Source organism: Desulfovibrio ferrophilus, from assembly GCF_003966735.1.
Lineage (GTDB): Bacteria > Desulfobacterota > Desulfovibrionia > Desulfovibrionales > Desulfovibrionaceae > Desulfovibrio_Q > Desulfovibrio_Q ferrophilus.
In genome coordinates this window covers 969,536-992,364 of the sequence record NZ_AP017378.1, presented here as the reverse complement: position 1 = coordinate 992,364, position 22,829 = coordinate 969,536, and the positions used below count along the sequence as shown (strand labels likewise).

Genomic DNA, 22,829 nt, shown 5'->3' with positions numbered 1-22,829 from the left:
GCGACCCAAAGGCCGCCTGTGAAACCATAGATGCCGGAACATTCCGACTTCGCCCTTCTAATTGATGTAGACCTTACCGTAAGTCTTGATGTCATCAAGAGTGCGACCAGTGCCACGCACCACCGTTGTCAGCGGATCATCGTCCACGATGACACTCAGGTTGGTCTCGCGAGACAAAAGCACATCCAGTCCCTTGAGCAGCGCACCGCCACCCGCAAGAAGGAGCCCGTTGGTTGCGATATCGCCGACCAGTTCCGGTGGAGTCTTCTCCAGAGCACGCTTGACCGCCATGACAATGGCAGCCACGGGCTCATGAATGGCCTCACGAATCTGGGCGTCGGTCACCTCGATACGCCGAGGTGTGCCATCCACCATATTCTTGCCGGAGACCTCTCCATGCAATGTTTCCGGCAACGGGTGGGCCGAACCCAGCGTCATCTTGACTCTTTCGGCCTGATTCTCACCGATGAGCATTTGGAATTTATCCTGAAAATACCGCTGGACCGCCTCATTCATTTCGTCGCCAGCCACTCGGGCAGATTCGGCGTAAGCAACAGCCGACAACGAAATCACGGCAACCTCAGTGGTACCACCACCAATGTCCACCACCATATTGCCGATGGGTTCTTCGATGGGCAATCCGGCACCGATGGCCGCAGCCATCGGTTCTTCGACAAGCTTCACTTCGCGGACACCAGCCTGCAGGGCAGACTCGATGACAGCACGTTTTTCCACTTGGGTAATGCCCGTCGGCACACAAATCACGATTCTGGGTTTGACCAAAGACAACCCTTTGATGGCCTTCTTAATAAAGAAGGAGATCATCTCCTTGGTCACCTCGAAGTCAGCAATTACGCCGTCTTTCATGGGCCGGATGGCGTTGATACGCTCAGGGGTACGACCCAGGAAATCCTTGGCTTCCCTGCCCACGGCAATAATGTTGCCCTTGTACGCGTCCATGGCCACAACAGAAGGCTCGTTGAGCACAATGCCATCCTTCGGAGTATACAAAAGGGTGTTCGCTGTGCCCAAGTCCATCGCCAGGTCTTTACCCAGCAAGCCCAGAAGGCGCTTGAATATCATGGGATCTCCCCCCCGAATCTAGGGTTTGTCCTCGAATTTGTACAAAGAAAGTCTAGAAAAACTTCTAATAATGGGTGTCTATATATACGATTCAAGACGGCGCGGCAAGAAAAAGCGCGCCAGAATGGTCTACGGGCCAGGCTGCGTCAAGCGGGTGCGGAGATAGAGGTTTTCCAGGAATAATGAAAGATTGTCCGAGGCCATTTCGACAAAGGTCTTCATGGAGGAAGTCACCGGAACCAAATCCGTATGGCTCATGACCAGCACCCCACGAGTCTTCTTGTGGATAAAAAGAGGCATCAAGACGAGGCTTTTCACTGGAGGAGTGGGAAGATTACGACCGAAAAGCGACTGCCCGGCCGGACAACAATCCTTCTCCCCCGAAAACATCGGCTGCCCATTACCAAATACCCAGCCGATCAATCCACTCTTGATGGGGAGTCGATCGGGCGCCTCGGCTCCCGGGGCAAAGAAGCCCTCAGGGACACCTTCAAGGAAATAGCTTTTGCCCAACTCGTCTCGCTCGGCAAGGAAACAGGAGGAAAAACCTGTAGTCTGGGCAACAATCCCCAGGAAGTGAGCCAGATAGGTAGACCAGCGAGGATAATGCTTACGCAGGGCGCTGATCACCTGCAACGAGCTGTAATACTGCTGCTCGGCCTCGTCCTGATCGGCACGAAAAACACTGGTTTTGATTTCACACGCCAGACGCGCGAACAGATCCAGTATCTTCTGATCTTTGTCGCTGAAGGAGTAGGTTCGGCGGGAGTCCAGGCACAGAGCCCCGCCCCTGGGCAACGGACAGCCCATGAAGGCCTTGATCTTGTTTTCCGCATTGTCCTCGTAATAACCGAGATGACTTTTACTGCGGTCGAAATTATTGATCAACAATGGTTTTTGATTACGCAGAATCCAGCCCACAAGCCCCTGACCAGGGCGAATGACAGTATGATCGGCAATATGATCACCCAAGCTAAACTTGGCAGCAAGGCCATAGCCATCACTCCCCTCCGCACCTGGAAGAAACAGGACGGACGAGTAGGCGTCGAAAACGCTGCCGACGACATTCAAGAATTTCTCTAGGCTATTGGAATCCATTGCAGCTTTGCCTTGCTCCTTTACTCGGGGTCCGGCTGCGGACCGTTTGGCAAACTACGCCAGCAGCGACCGATTGAACAGTCTTTTTTCAACGCCTGTCTTCACCGGAAAAACCTAACTCAATGACACCCACAGCAGCAATACCTCACTTCGAAATCCCTCCTGAGCGCTCCTGATTTCTCCCCAAAACGAATCATTTCAGGCACTGCGAGTTACAGACCATATCATTTTTAAAGTTAATCTTAACGCCCAAACAACAGACGCATTCCCAACCTGAAAAAGATAAATCAAATTTATAAACTCTGATAGTTATAAAAAATGAACTCAGAGAGAGAAACCCTGCAAGCAAAGAGATTTTATAAATCATATAAAATCATTCACATGACCGCTAATAAGTAACTTTAAACATTAGCAAAACACTCAAAAAAACTATACACAGCAGAAAAAGCAAATATCAATATATAAAACATATAAAATCAAACATCATATTATAATTTAATCAAACAGAAACCACGCTGGGATGGATTAGTACAAACAAGAAAAGAATAACAACAGACAACGACCACTCTACATTTTTAAAAATCGGCGTATCGCTCTGCGATTTTTTATGATTTCTTTTGCTCTTTCACAAACTAACCGATCCTCGAGGAGAACCCAAGAGCCAGAATGATTTACCTCCCAGAACTCTCCCCGAGCCACTTTCCACCAGCCTGTCCCGAGGCAAGAACACACACTCGACAGTCAAAATTCTGAAAACAAAGAATGACGACATAAAATCATCATATAATTGAACAATAATTATTTCAATCAAACTCCACAACATCCTTAGGATTCACATTTCATCTCTGAAGTATTTTTTTATACATTTTCTCGACTTTATATTGTCAACTGGGAACGGGCCAGCTACAATTACATTTAAATTGTCGCAAAACACATCATAATCATGGATTCGACAGCTCCTTTCTACCGGAGGCATCAAGGCAAGGGCATGAAATTCACTTGGGATCAGGCGTTTACAAAAGTCAAAGAATTCAACCTGATGAATGAAGGTGCTGACGATGCACCAGTTCAGGTTTCAACTCTTTCGGGCCTCAAACGCTATCTCGACTGGGTGCAAATTAAAGAATGCCTGCTCAGGCCCTATTTCGAGAACGAAGACTATCCACTGGTCGAATCCCGCGAACTGCTGCCTTCCTTTGAATCCGATGCCTTCGAATATGCCGACCTGCCTGGCTTTTCCATGGTCGCCCTCGGGCGCTCTCTGAACTACTTTTCTGAAATCTTCCAATTTGACATCCTGCACGACCTGTTAGGCGATTCCGGCATTGGTCTGGAAAACGCCTGCCCCCTTGAACGCACGGTCCAAACCCAGAACAGGCAGGCTTTCCTGAACCGACTTCCCAAGTATCTTCAGGAAGACTTCAAAAAAGACTACCTGCGCAAAGACCTGACCGCCCCCGAAAATTATCCAGGGATACTTCAATATCTGCTCAAGATGGATCGGGCGCATGTTCTGGCCAAGGACAAATCCGGGAACTTCAACCTCGCAGGAATCTATGCCTCCCTGCCGTCGGATCTGGACACCGAGATAAAACGATTCGGCCTGAAGACCGGAAAATTCTCTGTGGGCGACAATGTCCGTTACGAACTGAACCGGCTGTTCGTCTATCAATTCATGATGGAACTTTACGGATTCCCCATTGTATCCGAACGCCGGACCTCAAGCGCTCTGTTCGCTCGCCGTCTACAACGCATGGGCGAAGATTTCATGGTTCGCGTTCTGGGCCAGAGCGACCGAACCATCACGACGCTGTATTCCCACCCCCTCTCCAAGCGTTATCCGAGGGTTGAAAAAATTGCTCTGGTTCAGGTTGATCCTGACATGAAGGAAGCCCGGCGTATGCTTGGTCAGGGCCGATACTTCGTGGACAAGAAAAAACGCGTGGTCATCCTGCGCGTGATCTACCGCCAGCATAAATACAACGCCGATAACGTTCGGCAGGACCGAGCCCTGTCAGTACTGCGCCAGGAAGTGATCCACCCTCTTTCCGGACGAATCAACGATCGGGTGAACATCATCAAGGACGCTTCCAACATGTTCCTGCGCTTGAACGACATCGTGCGCGGAGAATTCACGGGGCGCATCGTCTACAAGCGTAATGAGGTCATCGAAAATACCGACACGTATGAAAAACGTCTGAAATTCCTGTTCGCCTGGCTTTCAAAGCACCAGCGCAGAATCATCGGCTATACAGACGAATTTTATTCAAACGTGGTCAAGGTGCTGGACAACTATCTGCTCAACCCCGACCACTACGAAGTTTTCAACACCCTCAATGATCTCTATCAAGAGGTCTGGTCCAAATACAGCTATATCCAGCAAGCCAGAAAAACACAGCTGCTGGATAACCTGAGCCAACGCATGCACCGCGGCCAGCGCATCGGTTATCTGGAAATGCTGAACACAGTAAACGAAACCCTGCACCAGTTGAAATTTGAAATTGTCAATTATTTCGAAGAACTGGTTGATCGCGTCATAGGCATTGTGGAAAACATCCTGCACGATGCCTACCTGGTACGCAAATATATAAATACCAAGGAAGATGAGTTGTCAGGCTATGGTCAGGATATCCGCCGTAACTACGGACGCCTGGTTGCCCAACTTGACGAATTCAACTCCATACGCAAGTCTCGTACGGAACAGGGTGACAAGCTACGGGCTCATGCTGTATAAGGCTGGCGCGCATTGATTATCAATTTTCTCCCTTTCCCATAGGAGGATTCGTTGTCCGATCTCTTCAAAACACCTCTTCATGCCTGGCATGTGGAAAACGGCGCCAAGATGGTCCCCTTTGCCGGGTGGGACATGCCCGTGCAGTATTCCGGTATCCTGGAAGAGCACCATCACACGCGTACCAAGGCCTCAATTTTCGATATCTGCCACATGGGTGAGTTCAAACTCATGGGCCCCAAGGCCAAATCTGCGCTGGCAAACGTCGTCACCCACAATCTGAACACGCTGGGCCCCGGACGTTGTCGCTATGGCTTCCTGCTGAACGAACAAGGTGGCATTCTGGACGATCTGATCGTCTATTGCCTGGCCGATGATGAATACATGCTTGTGGTCAACGGCGCCCGTGCAACTGCCGACTATGCCTGGATCAAGTCCCATTTGCCCGAAGACATGTTCTTTGAAAATATTTCCGACATGACGGCCAAAATCGACCTGCAAGGCCCTGAGTCCTGTAAGGTCCTCAATCGCCTGATGGGTGAGGATTGGAGCTTTCTGACCTATTTTGCCTGCAAGAAGGACGAATTCGATGGGGACCCGTTGCTCATCAGCCGTACCGGCTATACCGGAGAACTGGGCTACGAACTCTACCTGCGCGAAGACAAGGCCATCAAACTCTGGGAAAAGCTCGTATCCATCTCCGGCGTCAAACCAGCAGGACTGGGTGCACGAGACACCTTGCGCCTGGAAATGGGCATGGCCCTCTACGGTCAGGACCTGGATGAGAATCACACCCCTGCCGAAGCAGGGATGGGCTTTTTCCTGAAATCAGAAACGGATTACATTGGCAAGGCTCACGGCATGGACGTCCGCGTCAGCCTTGTTCCTCTGGCTCTTGAAGGCCGCCGCGCTGCACGACATGACGACCCGGTATTCCTGCCTTCGGGCGAAGAGGTCGGCCATGTCACCAGCGGTTCCTTTGCTCCCAGCCTGGGCCATAGCGTGGCACTGGCTTACATCAAGGCCGAACATGCTGATAACGCCGAATTCCTGCTGGGCAAAGGCAAAAAGAAAATCACTGGCAAAAAGGCTGATCTGCCTTTCTATACCAAAGGCACTGCCCGCATCAAACTCTAGCTTTTATTCCCGTTCTAGAATCAAGGCCCCATCGTGTTCCACGGCGGGGCCTTTTTATTTGACCAAGAAGAGACAAACAGCCAATCTCTTAATCATCTTGAATTTTGAACCGGTTTAATGGCATACTGAACCATGCAGCTAACGGCCATAATCGAACAGGAATCAACATCAATGTACCATCAAAAGGCGTTGAGAACTCTCCTCTGCTCCGCTGCCAGAACCCTGCTCATAATCCTAGGAATCTGCCTGTATGGCGGATTTCTACTTATGTCGAAAACTGCGCTTGCAACTGAAGCACCCCAAGCTCTCACGCCCTTGGTAAAACCAAAATGCGTCTTGATTCTTAATTCCTATCATCGAGGATTCAAATGGAGCGATGAAATTGTCACAAGTATAGAATCCGTGCTTTTGTCCCGCCAACAGGCCATTACCCTGCACCATGAATACATGGACACAAAACGCATTTTCACCCCGAGCTACCAGAAATTGCTCTCCGACTATTTGAGCCTGAAATTCAAACATATGCGCTATGATCTGGTCATCGCATCGGATAACAACGCGTTCGATTTCATCCGTGCTAAGCGGGATGAATTATTCCCCAACACCCCTGTCGTCTTTTGCGGCATCAACTATTTGAGGTCCGAAGACCTCGACGGCTTCCCTCTCTATACCGGTATTCGAGAAGATGCCGACTTGGAAGGCAGCATCAAACTGATCCGCAAAATCCATCCCAACGTACGGCGAATCGTCATGATCACCGACAGGACGACAACGGGACAATTAATGCGCGCCGAGGCAGAACGCGTAACAGCCAACCGCTACCCGGACATGGATTTTGTTATCTGGGACAGTCTAAACATCCGCGAATTGCTCTCGGCGATCAAAGAACTCAAAAAGGGAGACATTCTTCTCCTAACGCTTTTCTTTCGCGACAGCACAGGCCAGTTTTTTGAGTATGATGAAGCTCCGCGTCTAATCAGCGCCGTTTCCTCCGTGCCCGTATACGGCACGTGGGATTTCACTCTGGGCCATGGCATAGTGGGTGGCAATATGACCACAAGTAAGGCCCAAGGAAAAACAGCCGCCCAGCTAGCCTTGCGCATTCTTTCTGGCGAACCCATGGAAAATATGCCGGTGGTCACCACCCCACCGGCTATTCCCATGTTTGACTTTGAAATCATGTCCCGCTTTAAAATCAAGACATCCGACCTTCCCGAAGGCAGCGTCGTCATTAACAGACCTGTTTCCATCTACGAACAACACAAGGCCAGAATCATTGGCCTCGCCATCCTGCTCATATTCATGATGGGAATCATCATCGCACTGTTGATCGCGGTATCGCGGGGCAAACGAATCCAGGGAGAACTCGAAAAGAGTGAGGCCGGTCTGCGCCAGATCATCGACACCATCCCCCACGCCATTTCGGCCCGCGATGCAGAGGGCAGATTCCTGCTCGTCAACAAAGCCGTCGCCAAGCGGTTGGGAACAACCGTCGATGAACTCACGGGGAAACTCCTGATGGATATTCACCCGGTCCCTGCTCAAGCCCAAAAAACGCTGGAATCAGACAGGCTAGTGATCACCAAGGGGCAAAGCCTGTTTATCCCCGAAGAAGCCCGCAAACTGAAAGACAGGACCATCTGGACGCAGACCACCAAACTGCCTTACGTGGCATCACGTACTGGTGAACATGCAGTGCTATGCGTCTCCATGGACATCACCGACAGAAAACTTGCAGAGGACTACCTCCAGCATTCCCAAAGATTTATTCAGGATCTCATCGACTCCCAACCATCTTTGGTCGTTGGCGTTGACCCGGCATGCAAAGTCCTCCACTGGAACAGACAGGCAGAAATGGAAACAGGGATTGCGGCTGACAAAGCCCAAGGCATGGACTTGTTCGATGTGTTGCCAATACTTAACATCTCCCGCGAGGACATCACTAAAGCCATTGTAGAGCAAAAGAACTATCAGGGTTCAAAAATCCCCTTCCAGTCCGATAAGCAGATCCGATATGAGGACATCACTGTCTCCCCCCTGCTGACCGATGGTCGAGGAGGAGCCGTGATCCGAATCGACGATGTGACCGAACGTGTGCGCATCGAAGAAATCATGATCCAAACCGAAAAGATGATGACCGTCGGCGGTATGGCTGCAGGCATGGCTCATGAATTGAACAATCCCCTTGGGGCGATCCTTCAGGGAATCCAGAATGTTGAACGGCGTATCTCGCCTCAATTGCAAGCAAACTTAAAGGCGGCAGCCGAAAACAATATCACTCTGGAAGGCATCTCCGCATACCTGAAGGCAAGGCGCATAGACCAGATGCTGGAAGGCATCCGGGAGTCTGCCATCAGAGCCTCAACCATCATCCGCAACATGCTGGACTTCTCGCGCAAAAGCGAATCACAGCTGGCTCCCATGGACATCAATGCCCTGATCGACACGGTGCTTAACCTGGCTGCAAGCGACTACGACCTCAAGAAACTGTATGATTTCAAGAAAATCGAGATCGTTAAAGACTACTCCAAGAACTTGCCCCAAGTTCCAGTCACCACCACCGAGGTCGAACAGGTGCTCCTGAACCTGCTCAAGAATGCAGCACAGGCCATTGCAGGCTGGACGGACATGCCACATCTTCCCTGCATCACCCTGCGTACACGCGAGGAGCGTGACTTTGTTCGCATCGAAGTTCAGGACAACGGCCCGGGTCTGGACCCGGAAGTCAGAAAGCGAGTCTTCGAGCCGTTCTTCACGACCAAAGCTCCAGGAGTTGGCACCGGACTGGGCCTTTCTGTCTCCTATTTCATCATTACCCAAAACCACATGGGAACCTTTACGGTGCGTTCCCGCCCCGGTCAGGGGGCAATCTTCTTTATCCGACTTCCCAAGGACCGTCCTTCTTCCTGAAAACGGTTGCTCTCCGCTGCTGTGCGGGCTAGAAAACCAGCAGTCCATTGACCCTTGAACTGCGTAGAAAAACAGCATGAAAACCTTTTTCCTCGATTCCGAATCCTGGTGCGAACCTTATGCCCTGACAGGACAGGAAGCTCATCACCTGTCCCGGGTGCTGCGCCTTGGCCCAGGTGCCGAAGTGCACCTCATCGATGGCGTGGGCCACGAGGGGACGTTCCGAGTGGACTCCGTGACAAAAAGTCGGGTTTCTCTGACCCCGTTGTCTCTCAGCGAAGTGTCACCTCAATCACCGAGGATCGTTCTGGCAATGGGCTGGACCAAAGGTCTGCGCCGTGGCTGGTTGCTGGAAAAGGCCGTTGAACTTCGTGCAGGGGGCCTCTGGTTCTGGCAGGCTGAACACAGCCAGGGGCGCGTACCTAATGCCCCCAAGGAGACATGGTCCGGCAAACTGCTGGCAGGAGCCAAGCAATGCGGTAACCCTCTGCTCCCGGAGCTCAAGACCTTGCCTGGCGGAGTCAGTGAATTAATTCAAGCAGGCAAGAACTTCGAACGGACTTACCTGCTGCATGAAGACCGCACCGCTGGGGCGCCTCTGTCACCTGCCGAGGTCACAGCCTCTGGTGATGCCCTGTGCGTGCTCGGCCCCGAAGGCGGTTTCGCCCCAAGCGAGGCCCAGGCCCTGATGGATGCCGGTTTTACCCCCATCAGCCTCGGCCCCAGCATTTTACGTTGGGAGACCGCCGCCCTGACGACGTTGTCTCTGTTCTGGTGGGGAGGCCAACATGCTTGAGAATCCCAGAAATCCTCATGATCCACCGGCAGGTCAACCTCTGGCCGACAAAATCCGACCCCGCAAATTTGAAGATTTTATTGGTCAATCCCACATCAGGACCAAGCTCGAGGCCATGGGCAAGGCCGATCATCTCTCCAGCCAACTGTACTTCGGCCCTCCAGGCTGTGGAAAATCAACCCTGGCCCTGCTGATGGCCATGGAAAGTGGCTTGCCCTACCTGCGAGTCTCCGCCCCTGAGGCCGGTCTGGCCGAACTGCGCAAGCGCATCAAAGGCATACGCCTGCTGATTCTGGATGAATTGCACCGTTTCTCCAAGGCGCAACAGGACTTCTTCCTGCCCATTCTGGAATCCGGCGAAATCATCCTGTTGGCAACCACCACCGAAAACCCCTCTTTTTCGGTTACTCGCCAGCTGCTTTCGCGCCTGCACGTGCATAAACTTCGCGCCCTGTCCCGCCCCGAGTTACAGGAGATTGCCACACGCGGAGCACAGGCCCTGAGGGCCGACATCCCCGTCGAAAGCCTTGAAGTTCTGACTTCAGTAAGCCACGGCGATGCCCGAACCTTGCTGAATCTTGTGGAATATACTTCACAGATGCCCGAGGAAAACCGTCAACCCGACGGTTTGCATGCTCTCCTCCCGGACATGGTGATCCGTGGGGACAGGGATGGTGATTCGCACTATGAACTCGCCAGCGCCCTCATCAAATCGATCCGGGGTTCAGACCCTGACGCTGCGGTCTACTATCTGGCATGTTTGATGGAAAGTGGCGAGGACCCGCGCTTTGTGACCCGGCGTCTGATTCTCTCTGCAGGGGAGGACATCGGCTTGGCCGACCCTCAGGCACTTCAGATGGCTGTGGCCTGTCAGCAGGCCGTGGAATTCGTTGGAATGCCCGAAGGCTTCATCCCCATGGCTGAGACGGCTGTCTATCTGGCTCTGGCAAAGAAAAGCAACTCCACCTACATGGCCTATCGCCATGCCTCTGCTGAAATTCGCAAAAACGGGACCAAACCTGTGCCCATGCATTTGCGTAACGCCTCGACCAAACTCCAAAAGGATTGGGGCTACAAACAAGGCTACCAATACCCGCACGATTACCAAGGGGGATGGGTTCCCCAGCAATACCTCCCGGACGAAGTCCAGGGGAAAAGCTTCTACCGCCCCAGAGGAGAGGGCCAGGAGCCTCGTCTGGCTGCCTGGTGGAAAAGCCTGACCCGCAACAAGTAAACAGCCTATCCCTTCCTTTCTTCTCGACAGGAAGTCACCCAATTGCCTTGCATTTCTCCTCCTCAATGGGCATTGTATGATTAGAAAACCACGTGTGCGGTGCGCTATATGATCCTCAGGCTCCACCGCAAGGAGAAGCCCATGCCAGATGAGACTCCCATTGTCGTATCGCAGACCACGGAACGTGCCGAAAAGTTCCTGAAATCAATCATGCGCAACCATGATCTGGATCATCCCCTGACGACCATGCTTTTGGCCGTTGGCATCCCGGCACTCGCCAAAGAGATGAACGTCCGTCCCAAGGATTATCTCCCCGTGGTCAATGGCGTACAGCAATCGAAAGTGCACCTTGAAAAGCCCGACATGGCCACTTTAGCCGAGAGTGTCTCACTACCAGCCATGCCCGAAGTCGCTGTTCAACTCGAACGTGTCACTTCCGACCCGAGTTCCTCGGCCCAGAATGTAGCCGACGTCATCAGCTTGGACCCCAGCCTGTCGACTATTCTTTTGCATATCGTAAACAGCGCCTTCTACAATTTCCCGTCCAAGATTGACTCGATCCCGCGCGCAGTTTCCATTGTCGGAACCTCCCAACTCCACGCTCTGGCTCTGGGACGCATGGTTCTCAATATGGCCAATGAAATGCCCCCAAAACATTTCAATATGGATGTATACTGGGAACACTGTGTGGCTACAGGAGTCATTGCCAAGGAACTGGCAACACTGTGCAATTTCCCTAACCCGGAACGACATTTCCTGGCCGGACTCCTGCACGATATTGGCAAGCTGGCCATTGCCAAGGCCCTGCCCCGACACGCAGAGGCCCTGAACCTCATCCGACATCACAGTGTCCCTCACATTGCCGAAGAATCCGTGCTGGGTTTTGACCATGCCCGTTTCGGAGCCATGATTCTGCGCAAATGGAATATTCCCTACCAAATCGTGGAAGCCGTTGCGCACCATCACCATCCCGAAGAGGCCACTCATCCCGAAGGCGCGCGCATTCTGCACTTGGCGGACATCATTGCCCGGGCTCTGGTTATTCCCAGTTCAGATGTTCCCCTGAGCCCTTCCTTATCAAAAGGCGCATGGTCATCGCTCTGCATGAAGCCGGAATTGCTGAAAGATGCCCTCGGTGGATTGGAGGGAAAGATGCATGAAATGGTAGAAATATTAATGGGCAAAAACTAGGACGAATTATCGAATCAGGCCACGGGCATCAATATTCATTGACCTCAATTCGCCCCCGGCTCCCATCAGTGCAAGCCGATCTCTGAGGTTAACAACCACGCAGGAATGGTTGGGGACAATGCGGACCTTGTCACCAATGGCAAGGTTCGCGCCTTCATTGATAATCCAGCCATGCTCCTCGGAAAGTCGCCCTATGACCAGAGGAGCACCCAGCTCCCCACCAGCTCCCAAAGGATAAGCCAGCCCAAAATCAGTGGCACCGGCCCCATGCGCCCCACCGTCGCTGGACAGGGTCTTGGACCCGGCATCAATGATCAACCACTGCTCGTTTTTGCTGACCACAGTCGCCAACACGGTCAATGCCACTTCACTTTGCTGTGCCAATCCGAGGCGCACCGGGGTTCGATCCATGAACACGTAATTTCCCGGACGAATTTCCGTAATCCCCTCATAGTCATCCGAAGCCAACACCGTGGGAGTACTCCCCACGCTAACCTCGGACACGGGCACCCCGTGCTCTTCCAATAAAGCCTTGGCTCGGCGCATCAGCGTGGCCTCGGCACGGGCCACAGCCAACACACCTGCGCTATCCTTGGCGGCGTAAGCCTGCCCAGCATGGGAGAGAATCCCCACAAATTCCAAATGCGGAGAATGATGAACCCGGGAGGCCAATCGAAGCAATGCTGGATCGTCCACGGCCACGCCACAACGGTGAAGGCCCACGTCGATCTTCATAGAGACCGGAATAACCAAACCAGCCCGTTCACCTGCCTGATGCAGAGCTGTCACTCCTGCGTCCGAATCCGCCAGGCAACGCAAGTCACAGTCGTAGTCCCTACCAACAGCCAGCAGCCGGTCCAACTTGGCCCCGTCAAGAACAGGATAGGCACAGGTCACGCTGGGGATTCCAGCCCGCACAAAAACCAAAGCTTCATCGACCTTGGATGCAGTCACGCCGCAGGCTCCGGCCTGCATCTGCATCCGGGCAATATCCACGCTCTTATGAGTCTTGATATGTGGGCGAACGGCCACACGGTGACAACGCCCAATGGCAGCCACACGTTCAATATTTGCGGCAAGCCTCGCACCATCCACCAGGACACACGGTGTCTCAACATCTAGGGGAAAGGGGCCAAAATCAGGCACTGACATCCTCTGGAGATGGGTAATGTCCATCCCCTATCTCCTCGATCTATTTACCACCGTATTGCTTCTTCCATTCATCAAGGAACAACACCGCGGTTTCGATGTCCGACAATTTACCGTTCTGCTGACGGACCACGGCAATCAAATCCTCGAAGGAGACTGTAGCTGGCAGATCCAGCCTGTCCAAAAGCGAGGTCAGCTTCTCCTTCAACTCCGGAGGGAAGTCTCTCATGGCATCCACGGCCTTGCGTCGTGGCGTGGGCCAGCCAGGACGACGGGAAGCAATAAAATCGATCAGGGTCTGCATGCGATGGGCGTACGTATGCTCGGCCAGAACCTTGGTGCGCCCTCGTTCGGCAACCTCTGCCCGCTCTTCGGGGTGAGCCAGATAATAATCAATTTTTTCAATCAAATCAGGCATACTATCGAAGGTCGCCAATTCATCAGAATGGAACATATCGAACAGCAAACCCCGTTCATCCACCAGTTGAAACGCCCCGCAAGCAGCCAGCTCGAAGGTCCGCGGATTCACGAAATCACCTTTGCTGACCAACTCATCCGACTGCACACTGGAGTGCAGATTCAGATTGATGCGGGAAGCATTGAAAATTTTTACACATTCCTCGGAACTGATGCGCCTGCCATCAAATTGCAGATGGCGCTCCAGAGTCGGATCTCCATCCCACTCAGTACCCCAAATTTTGAAATCGTATTTGATGAGTTGCCGGAAGGCCTGGCGACGGTTGGGATATCCTGCCCCCATGAACGACACATCCGAACCAAAAGTTCGTCGGTCCACGCTGGAGAGTTCCATGGGCATGTGGAAGTCGGGGTCTGCAGCCAAAGGGAGATACACAGCGTTGGGCTGTCCCACCTTTTCCAACTCTTCAAAAAACGGATCTTCCTGAATAATGGCAAAGGTGTCGTAGAGCGGGGCAAAGCCCTTCCAGTATGTAAATATCCTGAAATCTTCCACAAACCACATGGCTGTGGCGACCCCGTCTTTGCGCAGCTTGCGCAGGGTCTGCGCGGCCAAAGGGGCCTGAGCAAGAGAGAGCACCAGGTCCGGTTCAAAGCTCTCTACCTTGGAATAAATCGCCTGCGAGACCACCTGCAGGAAGCCATTTTCCAACTGCCCCAAGTTCTGGGAGGATACGGATAAATCCTTCAGAGCCGTAAACGCAGGATGGAAAGCAGGGGCTTCGAACACATCCACGAGATGGCCCATGGACTTCAGCGCACGCACGCAGGAATGCCCTACGGGCAATGAACCGCCGTACAGGGGTAACACAACAAGGACACGCAATGGACGCGCCGGGGGAATATCAGAAATCATGGTCATGCTCGGTTCCTCTCGGCTCGCTCGAAAAACTCCAAAGGATTCTCTGGCAACGTACCCCGGTCCAGCATCCAATCCTCCTCTGCAAACAACTCCTGCGCCAATTCATGATCCGGATCTCCGCCCATGGATAGCCCCAGCCAGGAGCCTATCGTCTGTCTGAATTTCAAACGGCGTGAGGCGAGGGCATCCTCTCCCAAAACAGGACGATAGACCACACCCAGCGCATCAAATCCACTGACCAGCCCCATCAATCCCTCTGGTACCTCGAAGGCCGGATTGCCCGACAGGTGCCGGATCAGATCCCGCGATGCAAAGGGGGCCGCGCATTTCACATCATATGGGCAGGGGGTGGATTCCAAACAAGGGGCACAGTCCTCGGCTGTTTGCCAGACTCGGTGCCCCATGCCGTAGGGGCCGGTTTCCCAACACCAGGCCGAAGACAGGAAAAAGGCATGCACAGGGACACCCAGATGTGCGGCAAGGTGCATTGTTCCAGTATCCGGAGTTAACACGGCGTCCAAATCGGTCAGTTCGTCAATCAACCCGGACCAGTCAGTACGTCCCACCTGATCCACTGTTCTTGAGCGAATGGCCGACGGCATGGTCGCCATCATTTCCTTGGCCAATCCCTGTTCGGCTTTGGAACCCAGCAGAACGACCCGCTCGGCACGAATGCCCTGGGTCACTGCAGCGGCAAGGGTGGACAGCACCTGTGGAGCCAAAGAACGACGCGTTTCACGCCCCGCCAGCACCACGCCCACACCACGTCCACCCCGGCGGGCAATGGGGTTGACCTCGCCCGGAGCCACGGCTTGTGGGGCAAACAATCCCCAGAAATCCACAAGATTCAGCCCGGCAAAACGCCGAAGCCGCGTCCAGCGCATCGCCATATCCTGCCAGACCCCACGCCGTTCATGCCCGTGTTCCAGACGATAGCCCACGACGGTCGTCGGATCGAAAAGGCCGGCAACGGCGACATTCAGGCCGGAAAAATTGAGATTGTAGACTCGTTTGAACTTCAGACTGCGCAATTCGGCAAACACAGGTAGATTGGCTGCGGCCGCCTGGGCCGCCGTCTCCACTCCCGAAGCATGAGCCGTCAGGGGATGCACTACCACCCCGGGATAGACCAGCCCAGCCAGCTCAGCCAAAGAATGGTCTACAGCCAGATGCACTTCAACTCCCTGCTCGGCCATGAGCGTAGCCATCAGCCTTTTGGTCTGCATCAGGTCGCCAAATCGGGCGAGTTGGATCACGAGATGGCGCTTGGCCGGAGTGTCAGGCATGGATTCCGTCGCTTGCTGAGGGCATTGTTCAACTGCCCGGAAACTATCGCAGATAGGGCAACGGGGCAAGGTCCTGTCAGCGGGAGAATCTCCATTATCTTCTTTTGCAGGCAGTCAATGGTTCTGCTATGTAACCTCGATGCGACATTATCCTGCGTTTCTGGCTCCTTCGAACCTTTCCTGCCTCGTCATTGGGGCAGGCGAAGTCGGCCTGCGTAAAATTGGCACCCTGGCAGCTTGCGGCGCCCACAAAGTGCTGGTGCTGGACTCTCAGGCTCCCTCGGCCCGAATGGCAACCCTGGCCGAAGCTCCCGGCATTCATTTCGAGCAGCGCGAATTCCGCCCGTCGGACCTGGAAGGACGCAATCTGGTGTTCGCCTGCACCTCCAACCCCAAGCTCAATGCCAAAATTGGTTGTCTGGCCCGTGAACGCGGGATTCTGATCAACCTGGCTGACGCCCCGGAAAAAAGCTCTTTCCTCGTGCCCAGCACCGTGGAGCAAGGGCCACTGACCGTTGCTTTTTCCACCGGAGGGGCCAGCCCGGCCATGGCCCGACGCATCCGTGCCGAAATGGAAGAACACTTCGGCCCCCATTACGGCTTGTTTTTACGACTGATGGAGCGTATCAGACCCATGGTACTCGGGATGGGCCGCCCCACCCCGGAGAACACCGCTCTCTTCCGTTCCCTGACCGCCTCGGATCTGCTGGCGCTGCTGGCATCCAATGACCGTCAGGCTGTGGAAACCGAACTTGCGAACATCCTGCCCGGGTCACTCTCCGGGCGCATTGCGGAGTTGTTGGATGGAATTTGTTAATCTCATCGAGATTGCCGTAGTCGCACTGTATCTGTCCGGCGCAGCCCTGTATCCTGCGGGAATGCTGGGGCGCAAGCCCATGCTGATGCGCCTGGCCGGGTTGACCGCTGGCGGCGGGTTCATCCTGCACACCCTGCGCATTGCCCTGATGTTTGCCAGCACCAAGCACATGACGTTCACTCAGGGTGGACTGTATTTCAGCCTTATGGCCTGGGTGGTTCTTCTGGTCTTTTTCACCATCTCCTGGCGCAAAAAGCTGGAGTTCATGGCGCTGGCGGCTTCGCCTCTGGCTCTGCTGCTCTACCTTTCTTCCATCGCCCTGCCCGACAGCGTCGTCAAAATGCCCGACAATCTCTCGGGCCTGTTCTTTACGCTGCATATCGGCTCGCTGTTCGTGAGCATTTCGCTGCTGGCCATGGCCTTTGCCGCCGGGGCGCTGTTTCTGCACATCGAAAAAAAGATCAAAACCAAGGAAAAGCTCGCTGGCTTCCGCAAAGATTTACCCAGCCTGAACACCTTTGACCTCGCTAATAAATGGGCTGTGAACTGGGGGTTCCCACTCTACTCCGTGGGACTTCTGGCCGGCTTTGTCTGGGGACGTTTCACCTGGGGCAAACTGCTCACGTGGGACCCCAAGGAAATTGTCTCTCTACTTATCTGGATGCTTTACGCCTTTTTGTTCCACCAACGGCTGGCCCAGGGCTGGCGTGGTGGCAAGGCAGCCAAGTTGGCGATGCTGGTCTTCATTTTCTCCATCGCATCGCTTGTTGGCGTTAATTTCCTGACCCAATCGCACCATAATTTCTAGTACGGACCTATGGATCAGACACTTTATCTCATCGGACTCAATCACAAGACCGCGGGCGTAGAAATCCGCGAGTCTTATGCTCTGACGGACTGTGACCCTCGGGCGCAGGGACTCGTGACAGACACCGGCCCGATCTCTGAAGCCGTGCTGCTCTCCACCTGCAACCGTGTGGAAATCATGGCTGTGGCCGACCAAGGCACCCCCCCCGAGGTCATCCTCGAATTCTGGGCCAAGGCCTGCGGCGGCAGCGTGGGCACTCTTGCGCCCCACGTCTATATCCACCAGGGTCTGGACGCCGTGAACCACGTCTTCACCGTGGCTTCCAGCCTGGATTCCATGGTCATGGGCGAGCCGCAAATCCTGGGTCAGCTGAAGGATGCCTACCGCAATTCAGTAGAGCACAACACCTCACGCGTGGTCCTGAACCGCCTGCTGCACAAGGCCTTTACCGTCGGCAAGCGTGTACGCACAGAAACCGCCATTGCTTCATCGGCGGTCTCCATCAGCTACGCAGCCGTGGAACTGGCCAAAAAAATCTTTGGTGACATGGGCGACAACACCGCCCTGCTCATCGGTGCTGGCGAAATGGCCGAGCTAGCCGCCATGCATCTGGTCAATGCAGGAATCAAGGAAGTGCTGGTCTCCAACCGAACCTTCACCCGGGCCGAGGAACTGGCCGGGCGGTTCAATGGCCGGGCCATCCACTTCAACGAACTCATGCGCCGCCTGCCCGAAGCCGACATCATCATTTCGTCCACGGGTGCCACCGAGGCCATCATCCATGCCAAGGACATCAAGCCCGTCCTGAAGGCACGCAAGAACCGGCCCATGTTCTTCATCGATATCGCCGTACCACGCGACATCGATCCCGACGTCAACGCCCTGGACAACGTCTACCTCTACGACATCGACGACCTGAAGGAAGTGGTGGAGGAAAACCTGGCTCAGCGCCGCGAGGAAGCCGTCAAGGCCGAGGCCATTATCGAGTCTGAAACTGCACAGTTCGCCCTGTGGCTGGAATCATTGGACCTGAAGCCCACCATCGTGGACCTGCTGGAACAAGGCGAGGACATCGGCCGCCGCGAACTGGCCAAGACACTCAAACGCCTCGGACCGGACCTGCCCCCGGAAACTGAAGAAGCTCTGGAAACCCTGGTCACCTCGCTGGTGCACAAGCTTTACCACGAGCCCATCAATTTCCTGAAACGTCGCACCCAGGAAGAAGGCAAAGCCGGGCGTTTCATCGATTCCACCCGCCGCATGTTCAATCTGGACCATGAGCAGATTCCCACCGATGCCCACGCCAGACGCAAAAATGTTGTCCCTCTGCGACGCGACTGTACGTTGCCTCCGGACGGGGGCGATGCGAGCGACAGCGAAGAAAACAACGGCTAAAGACAAGAACGAATCAACTCAAGGCTGTTCAACAATGTGCAGGGCTCACCGTGCATTGGTAATGGCCGCATGATGACGAGGACCCCTCAATGCGCGCATATATCGTAGACGAACTCAATACCGACGACATCGAACGATTCCAGACTCACGTCGCCTCCAAGACCGAAGCGGCCTCCATGGGTGGAATCTACTGGCTGAACCTGCCCGAAGACCTGCTCTCGACCGAACAGGCCGAACACGCCCCCGAATGTGGCCCGCACGCCTTCGGTATCGAGATCGGCGAGGAAAGCATCACCCTGGAACTCCTGGTGCGCGCCCGAGGCCGCATGCGCTGCTCTTGCGTTACTTACGCCGATGCTGCCCAGCGTGCCTGGGGCATGGACACCTTGGACGGCATGTTCGAGGAGTTGGACATCCCCGTCTAACAGGAAAACCACAAACAGCAATTTGCTTCGTTGCCTCAAAACGTTCAAACTCTTACGTATAAATGAATACGCTGCGAGCTTGAACGTTTTTTGCGCCGAGCATCTGACCAGTTTTTGAACGATCTCAGTGGAATAATAATCCCAAAAACCGGAATCTCCATGACCGTTCCCAATCGCCTGCCCCGCACCTTGCAGGAAATGCCCCCAACAGCGGCGCATTTCTGTCTGGATGTGGAGCGTTTTCTGCGCGAGGAACCGGGGTTGGACCTCTCCGGGAGCACAATCGTTTGCGCCTATTCCGGGGGGGTGGATTCCGCCGTTTTACTCACCGTTTTGAACGCCCTTGCCCCGCGTTTGGGATGTACCGTCCATGCCGCACATCTGGACCACGGGTTACGCCCCGAATCCGCAGCCGAAGCCAAACACGCTCTGGCTTTCTGCACAGCCTTGGGTGTGCCCGGCACCGCCCGGCGTGTGGATGTCGGCGCGAGGTGCCCAAACGGCACAGGGATTGAGGAAGCCGCCCGCAAAGCCCGCTATAATTTTCTGACAAGCGTACAGGCCGAGACAGGTGCCCGTTTCATCGCCATGGGGCACCACCTCAATGATCTGGCCGAAGACGTACTCATGCGCCTGACTCGCGGTTCTGGCTGGCCCCAACTCGGCGGCATGCGTTGTTTCGATCCAGAACGAGGCCTAATCCGCCCTCTACTCATGACCCCACGCGCCGATATCGAAGCCCTTGCCCGCGAACTCTCCCTGCCGTGGGTCGAAGACGCCTCCAATCAGGACCCAGCCTATCAGCGCAACCGCATGAGGCACTCTCTGCTGCCATTATTCCTCAAGGAAAACCCTAATTTCCTGCAATCCGTCGCCAGCCTGTGGCGCAGCTCTCGCCAGGACCGCGAATTCTTTGATGCAGAGGTTCAAAAACAACTAAAGACTCTGGCTGACCCCACTTTCCTTCCCCGCCCGCACCTCACCGAACTGCCCGCAGCCCTGCGCCTGCGCCTGTACAAGGCCTGCCTGGAAGCCCTTGGTCCCGGCCAACCTCTGGCCGACAGCCTGAATCGCCTGGAAACGGCCTTCACCAGCGGCGAAGGGGGCAAAACAATCCAATTCCCAGGCAATAAGCAGGCAAAGGTCAATGCCCGGGGAATTGATTTTTCAATTGAACCCAATGCAGAGGGTTAAGGTCCGCAAAACACGTCCAAAACTCAGGAACTTTGCCCCCAACAGGCTTCCGGCCATTGACAGCGGAAGATTCAGGGGATACTTAGCTTTGTGAAATTTTTACTTTGTAGGAGGAAACCTCGTGAATATTCTGATTTTCGGCCCCAACGGCTCCGGTAAAGGCACCCAGGGTACCCTGGCCAAAGACAAGTACGGTCTCGATCACATCGAGTCCGGCGCCATCTTCCGCAAGCACATCGGCGGCGGCACCGAGCTGGGCATGAAGGCCAAAGAATACATCAACAAGGGCGAGCTCGTCCCTGATGATATCACCATCCCCATGGTTCTGGACGTTCTTGGCGAGTCCAAGAATGGCTGGCTGCTCGACGGTTTCCCCCGCTCCCTGGTTCAGGCCGAGAAGCTGTGGGAAGCTCTGGAGAAAGACGGCGTTGCTCTTGATTACGTCATCGAGATCAAACTGCCCCGCCAGATCGCCAAGGACCGCATCATGGGTCGTCGCCTCTGCGAGAACAACCCCAATCACCCCAACAACATCGGTATCGCTGTAATCGCCCCCGACGGCGACAAGTGCCGCGTGTGCGGTGGTGCCCTGTCCTCCCGCGATGACGACCAGGACGAGGAAGCCATCAACAAGCGCCACGACATCTACTACGATGAGACCACCGGCACCATGGCTGGCTGCCTGTTCTACAAGAACATGCCCGGCGCCAAGTACAAGTACATCGAGCTCGACGGCGAACAGGGTATCAACGAGATCAAAGAATACTTGATGGGCCAGCTCGTCTAGTTCATCTTGTTATAGAGCCTTTCAGGCCCTCAATGCTTCGGCATTGAGGGCCTTTTTTTCACTGAAATCGCTCTGTTCTGTGCGACATCAATTTTCCCTGAAATCGTCGCCTGCCCGACACCTTGATCAAATTCATTCTGCCAAAATCCATTCATCCATTCCGCCCCGTCCTTCCCCATTAATCAAGCGAGGATTGAATGATCGACTGGAGCAAGGCATCCCTCATTGAATGGTTCCCAAAACTCACACTACTCTATGTTTGCGCGGGTCTTCTGGGATTTGGCTGTGTTTCGCTAACACTCTCCACTTGGGTATAATTATCAAGGCCCTCGATGCTCCGGCATCGAGGGCCACTTTCTGTCAAAAGAGTACGCTTAAAACAGCACAAAATCCTTCCATCGAAAGGAGTTTTCAGCTACCCACAGCCCATGAGCAATCACACACTGCGCATCGGGCAGATCAGCTATCTGAACGTGCTGCCCCTCTACCATCATCTGAAGCGAATCTTCCCGACCACCGAAGCCATCGAGTACATTCCCGGGCATCCCTCGGAAATGAACGCCATGCTGGCCAAGGGCACATTGGATGCCGCCCCGGCCTCGGCTTTCGAGTATCTGCATGATGCCGAGAAATACTGCCTGCTGCCGGACCTTTCCATCACCGCCTCCCATGGCCCGGTCAAGAGTGTACTGCTGGTCAGCCCCACTCCACTGGAAGACCTGCCTGCCTGGATGCAAGCCCATGGCAACACCATCAGCATCACCAAGGCCACAGCCAGCTCCGTGGCGCTGCTCAAGGTGCTCTGGAAGTATTTCTGGAAGCTGCCCGAAGCTGACTGGCAGGACATCGAACCGGGCACCGGCCTGGATTTTGAGCGCCCTTTTCTGGAGATCGGCAACCATGCCCTTCGCAACTACCTGAACCCGCCAGAAGGCTGGCAGATCATTGATCTGGCCGACGAGTGGATGCGCCACACGGGACTGCCCTTCGTGTTTGCGGTGTGGATTGTACGGCGGGGACTGAATGAGAGGCAAATGGAGCTGCTGGGCGACGTTCACGCCGCTCTGATGCACTGCAAGGCGTCCTGCCACGAGTCCATCGACGAGATCGCTGAACTGCCGGGCATCAAACCCTGGATCGACCGGAACGGCGTGGAGAACTACCTCTCCACTCTGGGTTATGACCTTGGCCCGCAGGAAATGGCCTCTCTGGCGCTGTTCGGTGACTACTGCACCCGTCTGGGTCTTATCGAAGGAATGCCGGGTCTGAGTTGGGCATTGTAGAATCGTAATTTTTCCGCATAATTTCTTTAAAGCATCTTCCCACAAAGGGCGTCAAACGGCACCAGAAGATGCGAGTGCTAGGCACAAGAAAAAACAGGACCGATGTGTATCAAGAATACATGAGGTCCTGTTTTTTTCGACGTAACAACGCAATCGCTTTTTCTGG

General features: G+C 54.4%; 18 protein-coding genes. 13 read left to right on the top strand and 5 right to left on the bottom strand.

Translation table 11 applies throughout. From position 1 onward, the window contains the following. Nucleotides 1–57: 57 nt before the first annotated feature. Nucleotides 58–1,083, bottom strand: a complete 1,026-nt coding sequence (mreB, locus tag EL361_RS04620) for a rod shape-determining protein (protein WP_126377079.1) — start codon at nt 1,081–1,083, stop codon at nt 58–60. Nucleotides 1,084–1,212: 129 nt separating this feature from the next. Next, on the bottom strand, nt 1,213–2,181 hold the full coding sequence (locus tag EL361_RS04615; protein ID WP_126377077.1) for a GAF domain-containing protein: 969 nt from the start codon (nt 2,179–2,181) through the stop codon (nt 1,213–1,215). 988 nt (nt 2,182–3,169) lie between these two features. Between EL361_RS04615 and EL361_RS04610 the strand changes: the two genes are divergently transcribed. From EL361_RS04610 to EL361_RS04585, 6 genes are all read left to right on the top strand, one after another. Then, nucleotides 3,170–4,915: a hypothetical protein gene (locus EL361_RS04610; RefSeq protein WP_126377075.1), complete on the top strand. Its 1,746-nt coding sequence runs from the start codon at nt 3,170–3,172 to the stop codon at nt 4,913–4,915. Between the two features lie 51 nt (nt 4,916–4,966). Next, entirely contained in the window at nt 4,967–6,049 is a 1,083-nt protein-coding gene (gcvT, locus tag EL361_RS04605; RefSeq protein ID WP_126377073.1) for a glycine cleavage system aminomethyltransferase GcvT, read from the top strand. Nucleotides 6,050–6,451: 402 nt separating this feature from the next. Then, nucleotides 6,452–8,959 carry an ABC transporter substrate binding protein gene (locus tag EL361_RS04600; RefSeq protein ID WP_172961636.1) on the top strand — a complete coding sequence of 836 codons (2,508 nt, stop codon included), beginning with the start codon at nt 6,452–6,454 and terminating at the stop codon, nt 8,957–8,959. A 76-nt stretch (nt 8,960–9,035) separates the two neighbouring features. Further along, the gene (locus EL361_RS04595) at nt 9,036–9,755 is read left to right on the top strand and encodes a 16S rRNA (uracil(1498)-N(3))-methyltransferase (protein WP_126377069.1); all 720 of its coding nucleotides are present in this window, start codon (nt 9,036–9,038) and stop codon (nt 9,753–9,755) included. Continuing rightward, on the top strand, nt 9,748–10,989 hold the full coding sequence (locus tag EL361_RS04590; RefSeq protein ID WP_126377067.1) for a replication-associated recombination protein A: 1,242 nt from the start codon (nt 9,748–9,750) through the stop codon (nt 10,987–10,989). Before EL361_RS04595 ends, EL361_RS04590 begins: the two co-directional genes overlap by 8 nt. Nucleotides 10,990–11,130: 141 nt before the next feature. Further along, entirely contained in the window at nt 11,131–12,180 is a 1,050-nt protein-coding gene (locus EL361_RS04585) for an HDOD domain-containing protein (protein WP_172961635.1), read from the top strand. Nucleotides 12,181–12,186: 6 nt separating this feature from the next. On the opposite strand, the gene EL361_RS04580 is transcribed toward EL361_RS04585, so the two are convergent. The 3 genes from EL361_RS04580 to EL361_RS04570 are packed head-to-tail and all read right to left on the bottom strand — an operon-like array spanning nt 12,187 to nt 15,954. Continuing rightward, the gene (locus EL361_RS04580) at nt 12,187–13,356 is read right to left on the bottom strand and encodes an alanine racemase (RefSeq protein ID WP_126377063.1); all 1,170 of its coding nucleotides are present in this window, start codon (nt 13,354–13,356) and stop codon (nt 12,187–12,189) included. A gap of 16 nt (nt 13,357–13,372) precedes the next feature. Beyond that, nucleotides 13,373–14,668 (bottom strand): CgeB family protein, encoded by a 1,296-nt coding sequence (locus EL361_RS04575; protein WP_232034873.1) that lies wholly within the window; start codon nt 14,666–14,668, stop codon nt 13,373–13,375. Next, nucleotides 14,665–15,954 carry a glycosyltransferase family 9 protein gene (locus tag EL361_RS04570; RefSeq protein WP_126377061.1) on the bottom strand — a complete coding sequence of 430 codons (1,290 nt, stop codon included), beginning with the start codon at nt 15,952–15,954 and terminating at the stop codon, nt 14,665–14,667. Before EL361_RS04570 ends, EL361_RS04575 begins: the two co-directional genes overlap by 4 nt. 139 nt (nt 15,955–16,093) lie before the next feature. On the opposite strand from EL361_RS04570, the gene EL361_RS04565 reads away from it, so the two are divergent. The 7 genes from EL361_RS04565 (at nt 16,094) to EL361_RS04535 (ending at nt 22,663) form a co-directional block, all read left to right on the top strand. After that, nucleotides 16,094–16,771 (top strand): precorrin-2 dehydrogenase/sirohydrochlorin ferrochelatase family protein, encoded by a 678-nt coding sequence (locus EL361_RS04565; RefSeq protein ID WP_126377059.1) that lies wholly within the window; start codon nt 16,094–16,096, stop codon nt 16,769–16,771. Continuing rightward, a complete protein-coding gene (locus tag EL361_RS04560; RefSeq protein WP_126377057.1) occupies nt 16,758–17,579 on the top strand; it encodes a cytochrome C assembly family protein in 822 nt (273 codons plus the stop codon). The genes EL361_RS04565 and EL361_RS04560 overlap by 14 nt, the downstream gene beginning before the upstream one ends. Before the next feature lie 9 nt (nt 17,580–17,588). Beyond that, on the top strand, nt 17,589–18,974 hold the full coding sequence (hemA, locus tag EL361_RS04555) for a glutamyl-tRNA reductase (RefSeq protein WP_126377055.1): 1,386 nt from the start codon (nt 17,589–17,591) through the stop codon (nt 18,972–18,974). 89 nt (nt 18,975–19,063) lie between these two features. After that, nucleotides 19,064–19,399, top strand: coding sequence for a hypothetical protein (locus EL361_RS04550; protein ID WP_126377053.1), 336 nt, complete (start codon nt 19,064–19,066; stop codon nt 19,397–19,399). Between the two features lie 159 nt (nt 19,400–19,558). After that, nucleotides 19,559–20,593 carry a tRNA lysidine(34) synthetase TilS gene (gene tilS, locus EL361_RS04545; RefSeq protein ID WP_126377051.1) on the top strand — a complete coding sequence of 345 codons (1,035 nt, stop codon included), beginning with the start codon at nt 19,559–19,561 and terminating at the stop codon, nt 20,591–20,593. Nucleotides 20,594–20,714: 121 nt separating this feature from the next. Beyond that, nucleotides 20,715–21,380: an adenylate kinase gene (locus tag EL361_RS04540; RefSeq protein WP_126377049.1), complete on the top strand. Its 666-nt coding sequence runs from the start codon at nt 20,715–20,717 to the stop codon at nt 21,378–21,380. A 428-nt stretch (nt 21,381–21,808) separates the two neighbouring features. After that, nucleotides 21,809–22,663 carry a menaquinone biosynthetic enzyme MqnA/MqnD family protein gene (locus EL361_RS04535; RefSeq protein ID WP_172961634.1) on the top strand — a complete coding sequence of 285 codons (855 nt, stop codon included), beginning with the start codon at nt 21,809–21,811 and terminating at the stop codon, nt 22,661–22,663. The last annotated feature ends 166 nt before the right edge of the window (nt 22,664–22,829 follow it).

Excerpts from the sequence above, each read along its gene's own strand:
- tilS (WP_126377051.1), top strand. The coding sequence starts at position 19,559 with ATGACCGTTCCCAATCGCCTGCCCCGCACCTTGCAGGAAATGCCCCCA.
- EL361_RS04535 (WP_172961634.1), top strand. The coding sequence starts at position 21,809 with ATGAGCAATCACACACTGCGCATCGGGCAGATCAGCTATCTGAACGTG.
- EL361_RS04565 (WP_126377059.1), top strand. The coding sequence starts at position 16,094 with ATGCGACATTATCCTGCGTTTCTGGCTCCTTCGAACCTTTCCTGCCTC.
- EL361_RS04595 (WP_126377069.1), top strand. The coding sequence starts at position 9,036 with ATGAAAACCTTTTTCCTCGATTCCGAATCCTGGTGCGAACCTTATGCC.
- EL361_RS04560 (WP_126377057.1), top strand. The coding sequence starts at position 16,758 with ATGGAATTTGTTAATCTCATCGAGATTGCCGTAGTCGCACTGTATCTG.
- EL361_RS04590 (WP_126377067.1), top strand. The coding sequence starts at position 9,748 with ATGCTTGAGAATCCCAGAAATCCTCATGATCCACCGGCAGGTCAACCT.
- EL361_RS04575 (WP_232034873.1), bottom strand. The coding sequence starts at position 14,668 with ATGACCATGATTTCTGATATTCCCCCGGCGCGTCCATTGCGTGTCCTT.
- EL361_RS04610 (WP_126377075.1), top strand. The coding sequence starts at position 3,170 with ATGAAATTCACTTGGGATCAGGCGTTTACAAAAGTCAAAGAATTCAAC.
- EL361_RS04550 (WP_126377053.1), top strand. The coding sequence starts at position 19,064 with ATGCGCGCATATATCGTAGACGAACTCAATACCGACGACATCGAACGA.
- EL361_RS04570 (WP_126377061.1), bottom strand. The coding sequence starts at position 15,954 with ATGCCTGACACTCCGGCCAAGCGCCATCTCGTGATCCAACTCGCCCGA.
- EL361_RS04615 (WP_126377077.1), bottom strand. The coding sequence starts at position 2,181 with ATGGATTCCAATAGCCTAGAGAAATTCTTGAATGTCGTCGGCAGCGTT.
- hemA (WP_126377055.1), top strand. The coding sequence starts at position 17,589 with ATGGATCAGACACTTTATCTCATCGGACTCAATCACAAGACCGCGGGC.
- EL361_RS04585 (WP_172961635.1), top strand. The coding sequence starts at position 11,131 with ATGCCAGATGAGACTCCCATTGTCGTATCGCAGACCACGGAACGTGCC.
- EL361_RS04580 (WP_126377063.1), bottom strand. The coding sequence starts at position 13,356 with ATGGACATTACCCATCTCCAGAGGATGTCAGTGCCTGATTTTGGCCCC.
- mreB (WP_126377079.1), bottom strand. The coding sequence starts at position 1,083 with ATGATATTCAAGCGCCTTCTGGGCTTGCTGGGTAAAGACCTGGCGATG.